Genomic DNA, 15883 nt, shown 5'->3' with positions numbered 1-15883 from the left:
TTAAGTTAAATGGAGCGTATGAGATGAAAAAAGTGATCGGGTTGACATTGACCAGTGCACTAACGGTCAGTCTAATAGCGGGTTGCAGCAGTGGAGCGACGCCAAACGCAACATCCGGTGATGCTTCCAAAAAAAATGAAAAATTAAAGTTTTCCATGTCCATGGCAACAAGCGGAAGCAGGCTTGCCGAGAAATCGACCGATGTGAATAATGAAAAATGGGTAAAGAAATTAGAGGAACTTACGAACACGGATATTGACATGCGTATGATCCCTTTAAAAGATTTCGATCAAAAAATGTCGCTGATGTTTGCCTCAAATGACCTTCCTGACGTTGTACAGAATGTTGGAGGCGCTACCACAAAAGGGATGTCCGGCTCCGTGGAATCCGGCGTATTTATGCCGCTGGACGATCTGCTGAAGGAATATGCTCCCAACCTTATGAAATTGGTGCCGAAGGATGCCTGGCAGGAAACAAGCTTAAACGGAAAAATGTACGGCATCCCCATGTGGATGTCCACACCTTCCCGGCGCGCTTTATATATCCGAACAGACCTGCTCGAAAAAACCGGGCTTTCCGCTCCGAAGACAGTGGATGAATTCTTGAATGTGATGCGCGCCCTTAAAAAGCAAGGAGTGGCCAACCCTTATCAGATGCGGGAAAACTTCAAATACGCGGATACGCTGCTTGGGGCCTACGATGTTCTTCCTGCGCAATTTGAAATTCAAGGAGATCAAGTTGTACCGAAGTTTTTTGATTCCGAGAATATGATGAAAGCACTGCAGACGTTTAAGACGATGTTTGATGAAGGCTTGATTCCCAAAGACTTCGCTTCGATCTCCCAAACGGATTATGCGAAAAACATTGAAGCAGGCAAAGCCGGCATGTGGTCGGCGAATGCAAAAGATTTGGGCAGCTATCGCGACAAATACAAAAGTGCCATTCCGGATGCCAAAATTGAAATCGTTGCATCGCCGCGCGGACCGGAGAACTATGGAGGTCACCTCCTCTATTCGAGCGTCAATACGTCCTTTTACATCAATAACAAAGTACCCAAAGATAAAGCGATTCAGATTATTAAGTTTTTTGAATGGATGACGACACCTGAAGCAGAAAGATACTTTTCCTTCGGTATCGAAGGCGAAACGTACACCATGGAAAACGGCAAAGTTAATTTTAAACAGCCAACGACGCCGGATGCGGTTGACGATGACATATTCCGCGGCATCTTCTGGCTTGTCCACGATGGCGCGTACAATAAAGCCAAAGAAGAATTGACGGAAAACGGACGTGAGATGATTAAGGCATTGGATACGGTTGTCTCGAAGGAAGGACTCGGTTCAGTACGTTTTGTGCCTGCGCTGCAATCGACCGCCAAATTTCCGGATGTAGCGCCTCAAGCCGACGATGTGGGGCCGAAATTGATCATCGATCATATGATCAAGATGATCTATGGCAAGGAACCTATCTCCGATTGGCCGAAGGTGATTGAGGAGTATAAAAATAAAGGTGGCAATGAGATTTTGAAAGAAGCGACAGAGCGCTATAAACAAGGTACTGGCGTTATTGTTTCGAAAAATATAAATTAATTGCAACGATCATAGAAAGTATTTGTTCCTGCCCAGGCAGTCGGACAAATACTTTTCCTTCATTATTGCTCATTTTATATGAAAGAGAGGGAACACAATGACTGAATTAGGTAAGGGACGCCCCCCTTTAAAACTATGGTATGAGAAATGGACAGCCAAATGGGACGAGGCGCTGCCGATCGGCAACGGGCGCTTGGGCGGGATGATTCACGGAGCGCCTGCACAAGAGAAAATTCAAATGAATGAAGATACCATTTGGTATGGCGGACCCAAGCAAGCGAATAATCCGGACGCACAGTCGCATTTAGCGGAGATTCGCCGGATGCTCATGCAAGGCAAGCAGGAAGAAGCCGAGCATCTAAGCCGGATGGCGTTAATGTCAGGCCCTAAGTATTACAGCCCGTATCAGCCGTTAGGCGATTTGCTTGTCTGGTTTCTTCATCATCAGCTGCCTGCGGAGGCCTATGTCCGCGAGCTGGATTTGGAAACAGCGGTCGCCACGGTCAGTTATCGGATCGGCACAACCAGCTACCGGCGTGAGTATTTCAGCAGCGCGGCCGATCAAGTGATGGTCGTACGTGTAACATGCGACCATCCGGGAGGGCTGACTTGCAGCGCGAATCTGATGCGGCGGCCGTTTGACGGAGGCAGCCGGGCGATTGCGGCGGATACGATACTTATGGAAGGTGAAAGCGGCACGGACGGCATCCGATTCACCTGCGCAGTGAAAGCTGTCGCCGAAGAGGGTTTTGTCCGAACGATTGGCGATTCCCTGTCGGTCGAAGGTGCGAATGCCGTGACCTTCTTGATTGCTGCGGAATCGACTTTCCGTTCAGCGAAGCCGGAAGATGCATGTCTCGCGCGGGTAGAAGCTGCAGCGGCGGAGCGGTACGAGCAGCTAAAACGCAGCCATATCGAGGAGTATGCGGAGAAATTCAACCGGGTTTTGCTGAATATTTCAGCAGAAACCGCTGAAGTTCAGGCCAAACTGCCGACGGACCGGAGGCTGGAGCTCGTCAAAGCCGGCCATGAGGACAACAGCTTGGTCGAGCTTTTTTTTCAGTATGGGCGGTACTTGCTTATATCTTGCTCGCGTCCGGGCAGCATGGCGGCTAACCTGCAGGGCATATGGAACGACAGCTATACGCCGCCCTGGGAATCCAAATATACGATCAATATCAACACGGAAATGAATTATTGGCCTGCGGAGTCGTGCGGACTTGCCGAATGCCATGAACCGTTGTTTGATCTCATCGAACGCATGCGGCCGCATGGCCGGAAGACAGCGCAAGACCTTTATGGCTGCGAAGGATTTGTCGCGCATCATAATACGAATATTTGGGGAGAAACACGCATCGAAGGCATGCTTATTTCTTCCTCCATCTGGCCGCTAGGCGCTGCTTGGCTATCTCTGCACCTGTGGGAGCATTACCGGTACAGCATGGATGTAACGTTCCTTGCAGAACAAGCCTATCCGGTAATGGCGGAGGCGGCGGAATTTCTGCTCGCGTATATGGTCGATGACGGCCAAGGTCATCTCGTAACGGGACCGTCCATTTCTCCTGAGAACAAGTTTGTTCTTCCGGACGGGACTCGCGGAAATTTATGCATGGGACCTGCGATGGATATGCAAATTGTTCATACGTTATTCCATGCTTGTATGGAGGCGTCACATATCATCCAAGCGGATGGAACGCTTCGCCGCCGCTTGGAAGCAGCGATCAAACGGCTGCCGGACATTAGAATCGGCAAGCACGGACAGATCATGGAGTGGCTGGAAGATTACGAAGAAGCCGAACCCGGACACCGCCACATTTCCCAATTATTCGCTCTGCACCCTGGAGAAATGATTGACAAGCACCAGACGCCGGAGCTGGCGGAAGCCGCTAAGCAAACCTTACAGCGGCGACTCGCGAACGGAGGCGGCCATACGGGCTGGAGCCGGGCTTGGATCATTAACTTCTGGGCAAGGCTTGGGGACGGAGCTGCTGCATACGAGCATATCCGTAAACTGATAGCTGCGTCCACGTATCCGAATCTGCTCGACTGCCATCCTCCGTTTCAAATTGACGGCAACTTTGGCGCAACTGCGGGTATTGCGGAGATGCTGCTCCAGTCCCATGGCGGCGTTATTGAATTGCTGCCTGCCCTGCCCAAAGCAGCGTGGCAGGATGGAGAAATTAAGGGATTGCGCGCCCGCGGGGCATTTGGCATCAACATCCGCTGGCGAGCAGGGCAACTTCAGGAAGCGCAAATACGTGCCGGTCAAACGGGAACATGCCGCATTCGCTATGAACAACAGCTTTTTGTGCAATGTGAAGATGGAGCGGCAGTTGCGTTCACCAATAATGGCGCCATTGTCGAGTTTGCTGCACAGGCAGGACAAACTTATCGGGTACTCCTTGCCGAAGGAAGCTGCGATTAGATCATGGTTATACTCATATTCTGAAAAAAGGAAGGATTGCTTCAACACGAAGCTTCCTTCCTTTTTTCTTCCATGAACCCTATTTAGTCTCCGATGCTTCTCCCATCCGCCGGCATAATCATCGTTAGCTTTGTTCCTTTATCCAGCTCACTCTCAATCTTCAATCCATACTGTTCGCCGAATACCATTTGAATTCGCCTGTGAACATTGACAACACCAATCCCGCCGATTCCGTCAGGAGATTTGCTTTCCCGATCTGCCAGCCGGTTCGCATCAAGCTTTTCCCGCAGCTCCTCAAGCCTAGCTTCGCTTATGCCTGCCCCATTATCTTCGACGGTGACCCAAAAGATATGCTCATCTTCGCCCGCATTAACGCGCACATAATGGTAATCCTCCACACCATCCGGAAAGGCGTGCTTAAACACATTTTCCACAAGCGGCTGAAGTGTTAAGCGCACCATGTTCCGCAGCAAAAACTCAGGCGGAATAGCTACGTCAACCTCAAACTCCCTGCCGATTCGATGCTGCAGCACCACAAGAAAATGCAGCATATGCTTAAGTTCGTTGGCGACCGTAATTTCTTCCAAATTCGTTCGTACGGAATAACGCAGCATATACGATAACGCTTTGACGATCTCGGAGATTTCCTTTGAATCGCGGATGACCGCATAACACACGATGGTTTCCAGCGTATTGTACAGAAAGTGCGGGTTGATCTGCAGCTGCATCGACTGAAATTCCGCCTTCTGCCGTTCCATTCGGCTTTCCTTATCGCTGAGCTCAGCCTGATACACCTTGTCGACCAGCTCCGAAAGCCGGTTCACCATCAAATTGTAACGGCTCATTAGCTCAACGATTTCATCGCGATGCTCCGGGATCGGAATCGTCGCCCAGTTCCCTTGTTCCGTTTGACGCATCGCGCTTTTTAATATGCGAATGGGTCCCGTAATTGTTTTACTGAAACGGAAAGCAAGCCATAACACCAAGATTAACGTGAACAAACCGACAACAATCGTTGTGGTTCGAATCGTATTTACCGGTTTGTGCAATTCATCAACCGACATGGAGACGACCAGCCGCCAATTGCCATAGTTGGAACTCCGGCTCATAAACATCATCTCTTTACCGTCAATCTGTGCGGTAAAAGCATGAGGACCGGCTTGGAGGACCTGCTGCTTGATGGTTTCAGGCAAAGTACTGCCGACCTGCTTCACATCCGGAAGGTAAACATACCGGCCATTCTCATCAGCTATGAAAAAGTAACCGTTCTTTCCAAGCTCGATGCCTTTCCATAATTCCGCCAGTTCCGATGCGCGTAATTCAATCGCCAGAATACCCATAGGTTCCGTAGATGAAAGCCCGCGTATGCGCCGTACTAGCGTCAGCATCAAATTATTTTGATTCGGCAGGATACTGTGGTTCAGAACGCTAAGTTTGCCTTCCGGATTCGTGTTTTCTACGTAAAACTTCAGTTGCTGGCGAGTCTGCTCTTTGCTAAACGATTCGCCATTCGAATCGTTATAGAAATACATCGCATTATCGTTAAAGCTGAGCAGAAAGATGTCGGCAATTTCCGGATTGCGAATAAATGCCGGTTCAATGCCAAGCTCCTTGATCACCTTACGCAGCTCATAGTAAGGATAGCCGATTTCCCCCTGAGGGAGGTCAATGAATCGCTTTACGTCATTGCTGTTCAAAAGTGATACCATCGCCCGCTCGTAAGCGCGAATGTAAAGATCCGTATGGTGCACTGCATTTTCAACTACCTGCGACAGCTGGCTTTCCACAAGCTGGTCCAGCTCCCCTGAGGAAGTCCAGTAAGAAAAAACACCTACGCTAGCCAACGAGAGCAAAATGACGATCAGATAAGAGAGAAACAGTTTTTGAAATAAATTGAGATTTTTCATTTAATACCGATCGATAAGCGATATTCCGAAGGGGAAATACCGAATATTTTCTTAAACGTTTTCGTAAAATGCGGATAGTCGTCGTAGCCCACTTCAGATGCCACATCAACGGTGCGCATATGCGGAATAGAAAGCAGCTCGCGCGCTTTCTCCATGCGGCGATGAATTCGGTAGCTAACAAACGTTTCATTGGTCAATTTTTTGAATAAGGCACTGAAATAGGTTGGCGTGATCCCAACGATATCGGCCACTTCCTTCAAGGAAACTTCAACAGACAAGTGTGTGTCGATATAAGCCTTCGCTTCCTCCATCGGGTCTTTGAAATTACCGCGACGGGCGGTCTGAAGATCGTTTGTAAGTGTGTCCAGCCTATCTTCAAATTCGCGGAATAACTCCGCTTTGGTCGCCGCTTGAAACGGTTCGGTTACGCCGGAATGAAACGGACGTTTTTTCTCTAGGAAATTTTTCTGCAGCAGCGCCGTCACATCATGCAGTAACTCTTTTAATTGCTGAGCAGACACTTGAGCGCAGTGGTCGCGCCATTCTGCCTGCAGTTGGAGTCGTTCATCCTCCTGCAGCGACCAGATGCTTTGCTCCAGCCGCAGAGTCCACTCGACATATTTGGAAACAGGGATGTAACCGGGCGTCCGCGATTTCATTATCTGGTCAAACAGCTCGTGTAGATCGGGCGGCGTTACCGGCTTCAACAAATAATGCTTGACCCCGTAAGACAAACACTTTTGTGCATATTCGAAATCGCTATATCCGGAAATGACAACTACCTGAATATGCGGATAATGTTCGTGAATTTTCTGGCAAAGCTCCAGGCCGTCCATTTTCGGCATACGGATATCCGTAAGCACCAAGTCGGGCTCCGTTTGAATAATTCTCTCCATGGCTTCCAAGCCGTTAGTCGCCATTTCGAGGGTTTCGAACTGCTGCGAATAATCATTCGCCATCTTTGTTAATCCATTGCGAATAATGGGTTCGTCGTCTACGATCAGTAATCTCATGTTCTATCCCCCCTTCACGGATTGCTTATAACGAGTTCAAAAGCGGCTCTTGGAACAATCTTTGACATAAAAAAAGCCGTCTATTTGAGCTTACTACGTATGCACGGAGTGAGCAATAGATGAACCTTTCCTAAAGCCCATGCAGCTGCGCATAGCCTGCAACCATAAAAAAACACATGTGTCTTCAAAGTTTTCACATGGATGCCTCTCCATCGCCATAGTATGATGAATTCATGGTTCGCAGTATGGGAAGGAGAAAATGAACATGGCTTCAAAAACGGATACGTCGGGACAAGTGATATATCAGTTTACTTCTAAAAAAACCAAAAGGGCGTTTATCTTGAAATATTGGCCTCTGTATTTAATTTCCATTCCGGGGCTTTTGTATTTTATGGTCTTTAAGTACATTCCCTTGTCAGGTTCGATCATTGCGTTTCAGGATTACAACATTTTCAAAGGAATCTCGGACAGCCCTTGGGTTGGCTTTGCCCATTTCGAGCGGATGTTTGCTTATGACGAGTTTCTTATTATTTTAAAAAATACGCTTCTGATTGGTATTTACGACCTCATATTCGCCTTTCCAATCCCCATCGTATTAGCCATTTTGCTGAATGAAATCCGTATCCATGTGTACAAAAGGATTATGCAAACGGTCATCTACATGCCGCATTTCCTTTCATGGGTCATCGTCGGAGGTATGATTGTCAGCATGTTGTCTCCGACAAACGGCGTCGTAAATCATGTGCTTGGCTGGTTTCATATCGAACCGATTTATTTCCTTGGGGAAAATACTTACATTCGTTCGCTTCTTATCGGATCCGGCATTTGGAAAGATAGCGGTTGGGGTACAATTATTTATCTGGCTGCAATCGCAGGCATCAATCCCGACTTATACGAAGCCGCCGACCTCGATGGGGCGGGCAAATTTCGCCAAGTCATCTCCATCACCATTCCGTCGATCCTGCCTGTTATTGTCATTTTGTTTTTACTGCACATCGGACGATTTATGGACTTCGGTTTTGAACGCGTATTTGTGTTTCTGAATTCGCTCAACAGTGAAAATGGAGAGATTTTAGACACCTACGTCTATCGCGCAGGACTTATCGATCGGCAGTATAGCTATACTACGGCAATCGGTATTTTCAAATCGCTTGTTGGTCTGGTTATGATTATGATTGGCAACATACTTAGCAAAAAAATGACCGGCGACGGACTTTATTAATTGTAGCCGAGGAGGTTTGAGTTGTGATTATAACGAAAGGCCAGCGTGCATTCCAGCTGTTTAACATGCTTTTTCTATTGCTCATCGGACTCACGATGGTGCTCCCGATTCTGAATGTTCTCGCCCAGTCGTTCAGTAACGCCGATGCGATCAATAGCGGAGCGATCGGGATATGGCCGGTTGGATTTACGCTCGAGAATTATCATTTGATTTTGAAAGACCCGTCCATCTGGGTTGCCTTCCGCAACAGTGTGATTATTACGGTTGGCGGTACTTTGATCAACTTGGCGGCAACCGCAAGCTTAGCATATCCATTATCCAGACCGGAGTATCTTTATAGAAAACCAGCGCTCATCATGGTGCTGATTACGATGATTTTTCACGCACCGCTCATTCCGAACTACCTGCTTCTAAAAAACCTGCATATGCTGAATACCCTATGGGCGCTGATGATTCCTGCCGCCATTAGTGCTTACAATTTGTTCGTGATGCGCTCATTTTTCATGAATTTGCCAAATGAATTGCTGGATTCGGCCAGAATCGATGGCTGCGGCGAATTTCGCATGATCTGGAACATTGTGCTGCCCATGTCGAAGCCGGTCATGGCGACGATGGGCATAATGTATGCCGTTGCCAACTGGAATATGTACTCGCAGGCCATATACTACATCGACAAACGCTCGCTTATTACACTTCAAGTGCGGCTGAGAGAAATCGTCATTACGGATAATATGGGTTCGTCGGACGTCACTTCTGATATGATGACGCTCATTTCACCGGAAGGCTTGAAAATGGCGGTTATCATTATTGCAACGATCCCGATCATGCTGGTGTATCCGTTCCTGCAAAAGCATTTCATCAAAGGAATGCTGGTCGGGTCCATCAAAACATAACAATAGGTAAAAGCTTAAATCAAGCAAAGAAATTACCGCTTGTTTAAGCTTTTTTTGTTATGCTGAGAACGAAAAAAGGAGACCCTATGTACAAGAGGTCTCCTTTTGCTGAACTATGTATACTGCTTATACCGCGTCGTTACAGCTTGAAGCTGTGCAGCGATTCTTGAAGTTCCTCGGAAAGCTTAGCCAGCGATTCGGCCGAGTGACGGATTTCCTCCATGCTCGAAAATTGCTCCTGGCTTGATGCGCTGCCCTGCTCGCTGACGGCCATGCCTTCCTTGGCGACATGGCTGACCACTTCCATCGCTGCGGCGATACGCTCGCTGCCCGAGATCAAGTGGTCAATCGTGCCCTTCACGCCGGCGACTCCTGAATAGACATGATCGACCGCCGTGTCGATGTGCTCGAAGGCGACCTGCGTTTCGACCGTCTTTTGCAAACCTTGCTCCGCTTCGTACAGCCCTTTCTGCATGGTGCTGCCGATACGTTTCATTTCGCCTTGAAGCGCCGCGATCAGCTTGCCGATCTCAACCGAGGAGGCTGCCGACTGATCCGCCAGCTTCCGCACTTCATCCGCCACGACGGTGAACCCTTGTCCCGCTTCTCCCGCCCTTGCCGCTTCAATGGCGGCATTTAAAGAAAGCAGGTTAGTTTGCGTTGAAATTTCTCGAATGATGTCGATAAATTTAGTGATTTCCGACGTATTTCTGCCAAGCATGTCCACCAGCGAATCCATATCCTGAACGGCGCCGTAAATGGATTTCATCTGCTCGGACACGGCCGATACCGTAGTTGCCCCTTCCTTGGAAGCGGAAGCCGCCTGCACGACGGATTCGTATACTTTGCCGCTGTTGCGCCCGATCGAATCGATGTTTTGCCGGATATCCAACACAGCCCCGGCCGCTTGCTCCAAGCTGCTCATCTGTTTGTCCAGCTCCTGGGCCAGATGTTCGCTGGACGCAGCGATCTGCTCCGACGCCCGGGTTCCTTGCTCCGTACTGGCCAACAGCTGCTGCGCACTGGCCGAGATGGTCATCGCATGGTCCGCCACTTGGAGGACAAGCCCCCGAAGCCCTTGCAGCATCTTGTTAAACGAGCCGGTCAGACGGCCTACCTCGTCTTGGTACGGGTAGTCCCCGCTCACGGAAAGATTGCCGGCTTCCGCCTCGTTCATCAGCGCCTGCAGCGCTACTAACGGTCCGGTGATGACACGGCTGATCAGCATGCCAATGGCGATAAACAAAGCGATAGACGCCAAAGTCGACACCAGCGCAATGATCTGTGCAGTGCTCGATTCACTTTCCGTTTTTTGATGCAGCCGGTCGGCCACCTGCTCGTTGTAAGCCGCCAAATCGGCCAAGCTGGCGTTAATTTGATTGCCGATCACACTTGCCTGATTAAACATGTCATAGGCCGCCGCTTCTTTGCCCGCAGCCGCCAGCTCGATGATTTTGCCCACACTGTCCCTATACCCGGGAAGCGCGTCCTTATACTGCTGGAACAGCTTCAGCTCCTCCGCGTCCGCCGCCTGCTTTTCATAAAGCCCGACCGCTTCATTAATAGCCTCATCTTGCTTGGCCATTTTCGTCTTCAGCAGCTCGTCTTTGGTCAGCATAAACTCCAGCATATTCGCTTCATAGACGCGCATGCTCGTTTGGATCGAACCGACCCATTTGATCGGCAGCAGCCGATTTTCGTAAACTTCCCGTGTATTTGCAGCCATGCTTGTCATGTAGTAGTATCCGATAAGTGAAATAAGCACGATGAAACATACGGCAGTTACATTTAAAAGCAAAATTTTGTACCGGATATTCAAGTTGCGAATCAGGTTCATCATGCTTTTCGTAACCCCCCGTTAAAAAAGTGTCGTTATTTTCCTATAAATTGTTCATGTCGCTGCGAATTTCCTCAAGCCAACGGCGTGCAAGCTCTTCGCCTTCAGCGACCGAAGAAATATTGCTGAGCAGGCATCTGCCGTCATTATAAATGTGAATGATGTTTTTGCCTTTGCGGAGCAAGATGCCACCGTCATGATGGAGCGTCAGCCCGATGCGGCGGCTTTGGCAATAACCGATAAACCGCTTCAGAATCTCACGTATTTCCCGGGCCGGCTCCACGCGCAGCGTGTACGATTCCGTCTCCGAGCAGTATCTCACCACGCTGACGTCCTTGACAACGTCGGGTTCCTCGGCGCACGAACGTGCGAGCGACATTGCCGCTTCACGCGGATCATCGGCCTCGTAGATGCTTCTGCCGATGATGCCGAAGTCGGCTCCGGCCTCAATAGCCGCTTGCAGCGTGCCGCCTTGAGCGCCGATACCGCAGGCGATAATCTTCATATCCGGTCCAACCGTTTCCCGCATAACGCGAATTTGCTCCGGTCTTGTGCCCGGAGCTTGGATGCCGTAACAGCCTAAATAAGCCGCCATCTCGGCAAATTGTTTGGCGTGCGGCCGGGTGAACTCCAGCCCGCCCGGATGAGTCAACTCGGTGACAACAAACACGCCCATATCGTCGCCCGCCACTTCCTTAACTTCCATGATTGCGTCAGGACCGATAAACCCGTGCACCATGACCGCATCGACACCGGCATTTTTGGCGAGCCGCACGATCCGGTTGTTTGTTACGGGGACGTCGGCGATTTTGAAGTCGGCGATAATCGGCAAATCATACTTTTTCTTTAATTCCCCAATAAAAGAGAGACCCTCTTGCAGCACAAGAGGATAATTCAGTTTGATTGCATCGACAGCGTCCCGGCATTGGTCCATCACATGCAAGCTTTGCTCACGGTCCGGCGTGTCCAAGGCCAAAATAATGCGTGATTTCGGGGACTTTAAGAACATGGATACCCCACCTCTACCTTCCCGATCAGATCGTGAATATCGGTGATCTTATGGCTAATCATGTAGTTTTTCATATCGCGCAGGATGTCATTCATAGCCGTAGGATTGATGAAGCTGGCCGTACCGACCTGTACGGCGGTAGCCCCTGCCAGCATCATTTCAATCGCGTCTTCGCCGTTCATCACGCCGCCGCAGCCGATAATCGGCAGATGCGACACTTGGCTGACCTGATAAATCATACGCACGATAACCGGCTTCACCGCAGGGCCGGACAAACCGCCCATGACGTTGCCGATTTTTGGCCGGCGCGAATGGATATCGATCGCCATCGCCAGTATCGTGTTGGCTACGTTTAAGCCGTCCGCCCCGCCGTCTTGAGCAGCGATCGCGATCTCCTGAATGCTTGTGACATTCGGGGACAACTTGGCGATCACCGGCTTATCCGTCACTTCCTTCACCTTGCGGACCAGGCTGCGCGTCGCTTCCGGGTCCATGCCGAAGGCAAGACCGTTGCCCTTCAGATTGGGGCAGGAGATGTTCAACTCCAGCGCTTCTACTCCTTGCTCCCTGCTGATGATTTCCGCCATTTCCGCAAATTCATCGACCGAGTCGGCGGATATGCTGGAGATTAACGGAATGTCGTATTTCCGGTAATACGGAAGCGTGTTGGCCAAATAATACTCGATCCCTTTGCTTTGAATGCCGATCGAGTTGATCATGCCTGCCGGCACTTCGCAAACCCTTGGCGTCGCATTGCCTTTACGGGGTTCCTTGGTAATGCTTTTCGGCACAAAAGCCGCCAGCTGCCGGAAATCAACGATGTCCTCCATCTCTTCGCCAAAAGCGCCGGAAGCCGGCATAATCGGATTTTGCAGACGGAGGCTGCCGATACGGACCTCCAGGTTTAATTTCGGTTCCTTGAATTCACTCATGACAGCACCACCTGTTCCAGCGGAAACACGGGACCTTCCTTACAGACGCGAACCGTCCGCGCTACGCCTTCAGCATCGTGAATATCGCAAACGCAGGCAAAGCAGACGCCCATCGCGCAGCCCATATTTTCCTCAAGCGCAATCTCCGCAAAAATATGTTTCTCCGCAGTCATCTCCTGCAGCAGTCGGGACAAGCGCCGCGAGCCGCACGTATACGCCGCGCTGATCTCACGTTCGCTCATGATGCGTTCCAGCAAAGCGCGCACGTGCTCCACGCCGCTGGTTCCTTCCTCTTCCGTCACCACGTAGATCTGCGCCCCAAAACCTTGCAGCGTTTCGGCCGCAAGCAGATCGTTGCGTGTTCTCGCGCTGAGAATCGCCACGCTTTGAATGCCGCGCTCGGCCGCTTCCTGCGCAAGAGCCGCCAAGGTGGCGATCCCGACGCCACGGGCCAACATAAGAATCGTCCCGCTTTGGACGTTGAACGAAAAACCTTGACCGAGCGGTCCGAAAATATCCGCCTGGCCGCCCGCTTTCAGTTCAGTCAGGCGTTGTGTCCCGATTCCTTTGACTAGATATAGAAACTCCAACGTTTGGTTATCCTTATTAATGCGATAAATGCTGAAAGGCCTTCTGAGCAAGGGGAAATATTCATCGGCGCAGCGAACGTTAAAAAATTGACCCGGCCGCACTTCTTCCTGCAGTTCGGAAGCGTCGACGATCATATGCCAATAACGCTCGCTCACCTGCCGGTTAGACAATATGTTTAGCTTTGCCGCTTTCATCTTGGTTGCTCCTGTTCAGATTAGTAAAATAAGAAAGCGATTCGCCGCTGACAGCCTCGGCATATCCGAGCACCGCTTTCTCCAGCAGCTTGGCGCCGCACGCGATGTGTTCCAGCGAGCTGTATTCGTCCGGATGGTGGCTTAAACCGTCCCGGGACGGTATAAAAATCAAGCCCGTCGGACAGAGGCCCGCCATATTCATCGCGTCGTGGCCCGCTCCGCTGACCATACGAGTAAATGCGGTTCCGTCCTCCTCGCAGCATGCCGCCAAATAACCGGCCACCGCTTCGTCAAGGAGCACCGGGTCTTCGTCGCTGAGCACCCGAGTCGTTAACTTCAAACCCCTGCTGGCCACAAGCGAACGAAAAATATCGAGCAGCCGGTTATGAACCGCTTGTCGCGATTCCTTATTGGTGCCGCGAATGTCCAGCTTCAAGTTAACCCAGTCGGGAATGACATTCATCGCCCCTGGATGCACATCGCACACACCCGCCGTAGCTACTGTGCCATACTTCGTTTCCGCCAGTGCAGCTCGCTCCAGACCTGTCACAATTTCCGCTGCGCCGAGCAGCGCATCCTTGCGCAAATTCATCGGCGTCGTCCCCGAATGCGAAGCTTTCCCTTCAATCGTGACATCCAGCCGCGTAGGAGCCGCAATTCCGGTTGCTATGCCGATCGACAACCCGCTGTTTTCCAGCACCGGCCCCTGCTCGATATGAAGCTCAAAAAATGCTTTGAGCTCCTTCCCGTTCCGCCTTGCCGATTCAATGCCCGCAAAGTCCAGGCCCACTCCCGTCAGCGCTTCCGAAAATGAAATCCCCTCTTTGTCCAGAAGCTTCTCCAGCCGCTTGGCGTCCAGCTTGCCGGCCATCGCCTTGCTGCCTACCGTCGAAACGCCAAACCGAGCCGACTCTTCGCAAGCGAATGAAATCAGCTCAATCGAATGCCGTGTGACGATCCCTTTCTCATTTAAGCTGCGCACTAATTCCAAACCGGCCGCAACGCCAAGAGCGCCGTCATATCGGCCTCCCTGATATACCGTATCCAGATGCGATCCGCATGCCACCGCCGGGAGATCCGGCTGGCTGCCTTCCCGGCGGGCGATTACATTGCCGCAGGCGTCGACACGGACCGCCATGCCTTCCGCTTTGCATGATCTAATCACATATTGCTGCGCTTGCCAATGCTCCTTGGAAAAGCCAAGCCTTGTAATCCCTTGCGCTTCCGTAGCGCCAATCTCGTTGATTTCCTGCAGCGTTTTCTCCAAACGAGCTATATTCACGGTTTTCACCCCAATAACCTACTTTTTCCCCATTATAAATGACAACAAAAAGACAGTCGTTGTAGCTGAAGCCGAAAGAATACCGCTTAATTTGTCTGCTTGGATAACCGGGTAGCCCGGTATTCGGAAAAGAAACACCCCGACGCTTTAGTTCTGCATCAGAACGCAAATACGCCGGGGTAGGTGAAATCGACTAGCTTGGTATTACATGATGACTTCCTGCGATTCATGCCAGCGCAGCAGCTTTTTCTCCGCATAACCGGACAGCAAATACAGCAGTAGTCCCATTACGCTGAGCAAAATAACCGCGGTCAAAATCATGTTGATATCGTACGTCTCGCTGCCCAATATGACGAGATAGCCGAGACCCGCTTTCGCGCCGATCATTTCGCCGATGACCGCACCGGTAATCGCATATGTGGTGGATACTTTCACCCCTGACAAAATCGACGGCAGCGAATATGGAATCTCCACGGAGTAAAACCGCTGCCAGGCGTTGGCTTTCAGGATGTGCAGCAAATCCTGCATGTTTTTCTCCACCGAACGAATGCCGATAATCGTATTAACCATGATCGGGAAAAACACAACAAGAATGACGAGCGCAACCTTCGACGTCGCTCCCAGACCAAACCACAGCAGAAACAACGGCGCTATGGAAATTTTCGGCGCGATCTGGGCCAATACGATATAAGGAGTGAAGAGCCGCTCCAGAAGCACGCTTTTGGCCAGCAAATAACCGAATACAAGACCCAGCAAACAGCCGATGACAAAACCTACAGCGATCTCATACAACGTCATCCCGATATGTGTGCCCATATCGCCCATCTGCAGGATGTTCAGAAATTTGGAGAAAAACAATGACGGACCCGGCAAAATCTGCACCGGCACATGAAAGACGGAAACATAGGCCTGCCACAACAATAGGAACACGATAAACGTAACGATGATGAGGGAGGTTTTACGTCCGTATTTACTCATGGAATATCACC

12 protein-coding genes are annotated in these 15883 nt (G+C 50.5%); 4 read left to right on the top strand and 8 right to left on the bottom strand.

Annotated features, from left to right (window positions below; all coding sequences use genetic code 11):
- Positions 1-23: 23 nt before the first annotated feature.
- A complete protein-coding gene (locus tag EYB31_RS35970; RefSeq protein WP_131018393.1) occupies positions 24-1589 on the top strand; it encodes an extracellular solute-binding protein in 1566 nt (521 codons plus the stop codon).
- A 97-nt stretch (positions 1590-1686) separates the two neighbouring features.
- Entirely contained in the window at positions 1687-4014 is a 2328-nt protein-coding gene (locus EYB31_RS35965) for a glycoside hydrolase family 95 protein (RefSeq protein WP_131018392.1), read from the top strand.
- Positions 4015-4097: 83 nt separating this feature from the next.
- Here the strand turns inward: EYB31_RS35965 and EYB31_RS35960 are convergent, their stop codons facing one another.
- Positions 4098-5921 (bottom strand): cache domain-containing sensor histidine kinase, encoded by a 1824-nt coding sequence (locus tag EYB31_RS35960; protein ID WP_131018391.1) that lies wholly within the window; start codon positions 5919-5921, stop codon positions 4098-4100.
- A complete protein-coding gene (locus EYB31_RS35955; protein WP_131018390.1) occupies positions 5918-6934 on the bottom strand; it encodes a response regulator in 1017 nt (338 codons plus the stop codon). Before EYB31_RS35955 ends, EYB31_RS35960 begins: the two co-directional genes overlap by 4 nt.
- Positions 6935-7199: 265 nt before the next feature.
- Here EYB31_RS35955 and EYB31_RS35950 point away from each other — a divergent pair, with 265 nt between their 5' ends.
- Both EYB31_RS35950 and EYB31_RS35945 read left to right on the top strand, forming a co-directional pair.
- Positions 7200-8156 carry an ABC transporter permease gene (locus EYB31_RS35950; RefSeq protein WP_131018389.1) on the top strand — a complete coding sequence of 319 codons (957 nt, stop codon included), beginning with the start codon at positions 7200-7202 and terminating at the stop codon, positions 8154-8156.
- Positions 8157-8221: 65 nt separating this feature from the next.
- Complete coding sequence (locus tag EYB31_RS35945; protein ID WP_131018432.1) at positions 8222-9049, top strand: carbohydrate ABC transporter permease; 828 nt, start codon at positions 8222-8224, stop codon at positions 9047-9049.
- Between the two features lie 139 nt (positions 9050-9188).
- On the opposite strand, the gene EYB31_RS35940 is transcribed toward EYB31_RS35945, so the two are convergent.
- The 6 genes from EYB31_RS35940 to EYB31_RS35915 all read right to left on the bottom strand — a co-directional run bounded on the left by EYB31_RS35940 (position 9189) and on the right by EYB31_RS35915 (position 15872).
- On the bottom strand, positions 9189-10889 hold the full coding sequence (locus tag EYB31_RS35940) for a methyl-accepting chemotaxis protein (protein ID WP_131018388.1): 1701 nt from the start codon (positions 10887-10889) through the stop codon (positions 9189-9191).
- A 40-nt stretch (positions 10890-10929) separates the two neighbouring features.
- Positions 10930-11895, bottom strand: coding sequence for an orotidine-5'-phosphate decarboxylase (gene pyrF, locus EYB31_RS35935; protein ID WP_131018387.1), 966 nt, complete (start codon positions 11893-11895; stop codon positions 10930-10932).
- Positions 11886-12827, bottom strand: coding sequence for a dihydroorotate dehydrogenase (locus EYB31_RS35930; protein WP_131018386.1), 942 nt, complete (start codon positions 12825-12827; stop codon positions 11886-11888). Before EYB31_RS35930 ends, pyrF begins: the two co-directional genes overlap by 10 nt.
- A complete protein-coding gene (locus EYB31_RS35925; protein ID WP_240763184.1) occupies positions 12824-13612 on the bottom strand; it encodes a dihydroorotate dehydrogenase electron transfer subunit in 789 nt (262 codons plus the stop codon). Before EYB31_RS35925 ends, EYB31_RS35930 begins: the two co-directional genes overlap by 4 nt.
- The gene (locus EYB31_RS35920) at positions 13581-14894 is read right to left on the bottom strand and encodes a Zn-dependent hydrolase (RefSeq protein WP_131018385.1); all 1314 of its coding nucleotides are present in this window, start codon (positions 14892-14894) and stop codon (positions 13581-13583) included. The genes EYB31_RS35925 and EYB31_RS35920 overlap by 32 nt, the downstream gene beginning before the upstream one ends.
- Before the next feature lie 204 nt (positions 14895-15098).
- The gene (locus tag EYB31_RS35915) at positions 15099-15872 is read right to left on the bottom strand and encodes an ABC transporter permease (protein ID WP_131018384.1); all 774 of its coding nucleotides are present in this window, start codon (positions 15870-15872) and stop codon (positions 15099-15101) included.
- Positions 15873-15883: the final 11 nt, after the last annotated feature.

It is taken from the genome of Paenibacillus thalictri (assembly GCF_004307995.1).
Lineage (GTDB): Bacteria > Bacillota > Bacilli > Paenibacillales > NBRC-103111 > Paenibacillus_AF > Paenibacillus_AF thalictri.
This window is presented reverse-complemented; position numbering and strand designations above follow the sequence as displayed.

What these genes read in the sequence shown, in the direction of transcription:
- EYB31_RS35945 (WP_131018432.1), top strand. Translation starts at nt 8,222, where the DNA reads ATGCTTTTTCTATTGCTCATCGGACTCACGATGGTGCTCCCGATTCTG.
- EYB31_RS35940 (WP_131018388.1), bottom strand. Translation starts at nt 10,889, where the DNA reads ATGATGAACCTGATTCGCAACTTGAATATCCGGTACAAAATTTTGCTT.
- EYB31_RS35950 (WP_131018389.1), top strand. Translation starts at nt 7,200, where the DNA reads ATGGCTTCAAAAACGGATACGTCGGGACAAGTGATATATCAGTTTACT.
- EYB31_RS35970 (WP_131018393.1), top strand. Translation starts at nt 24, where the DNA reads ATGAAAAAAGTGATCGGGTTGACATTGACCAGTGCACTAACGGTCAGT.
- EYB31_RS35955 (WP_131018390.1), bottom strand. Translation starts at nt 6,934, where the DNA reads ATGAGATTACTGATCGTAGACGACGAACCCATTATTCGCAATGGATTA.
- EYB31_RS35925 (WP_240763184.1), bottom strand. Translation starts at nt 13,612, where the DNA reads ATGAAAGCGGCAAAGCTAAACATATTGTCTAACCGGCAGGTGAGCGAG.
- EYB31_RS35915 (WP_131018384.1), bottom strand. Translation starts at nt 15,872, where the DNA reads ATGAGTAAATACGGACGTAAAACCTCCCTCATCATCGTTACGTTTATC.
- pyrF (WP_131018387.1), bottom strand. Translation starts at nt 11,895, where the DNA reads ATGTTCTTAAAGTCCCCGAAATCACGCATTATTTTGGCCTTGGACACG.
- EYB31_RS35960 (WP_131018391.1), bottom strand. Translation starts at nt 5,921, where the DNA reads ATGAAAAATCTCAATTTATTTCAAAAACTGTTTCTCTCTTATCTGATC.
- EYB31_RS35965 (WP_131018392.1), top strand. Translation starts at nt 1,687, where the DNA reads ATGACTGAATTAGGTAAGGGACGCCCCCCTTTAAAACTATGGTATGAG.
- EYB31_RS35930 (WP_131018386.1), bottom strand. Translation starts at nt 12,827, where the DNA reads ATGAGTGAATTCAAGGAACCGAAATTAAACCTGGAGGTCCGTATCGGC.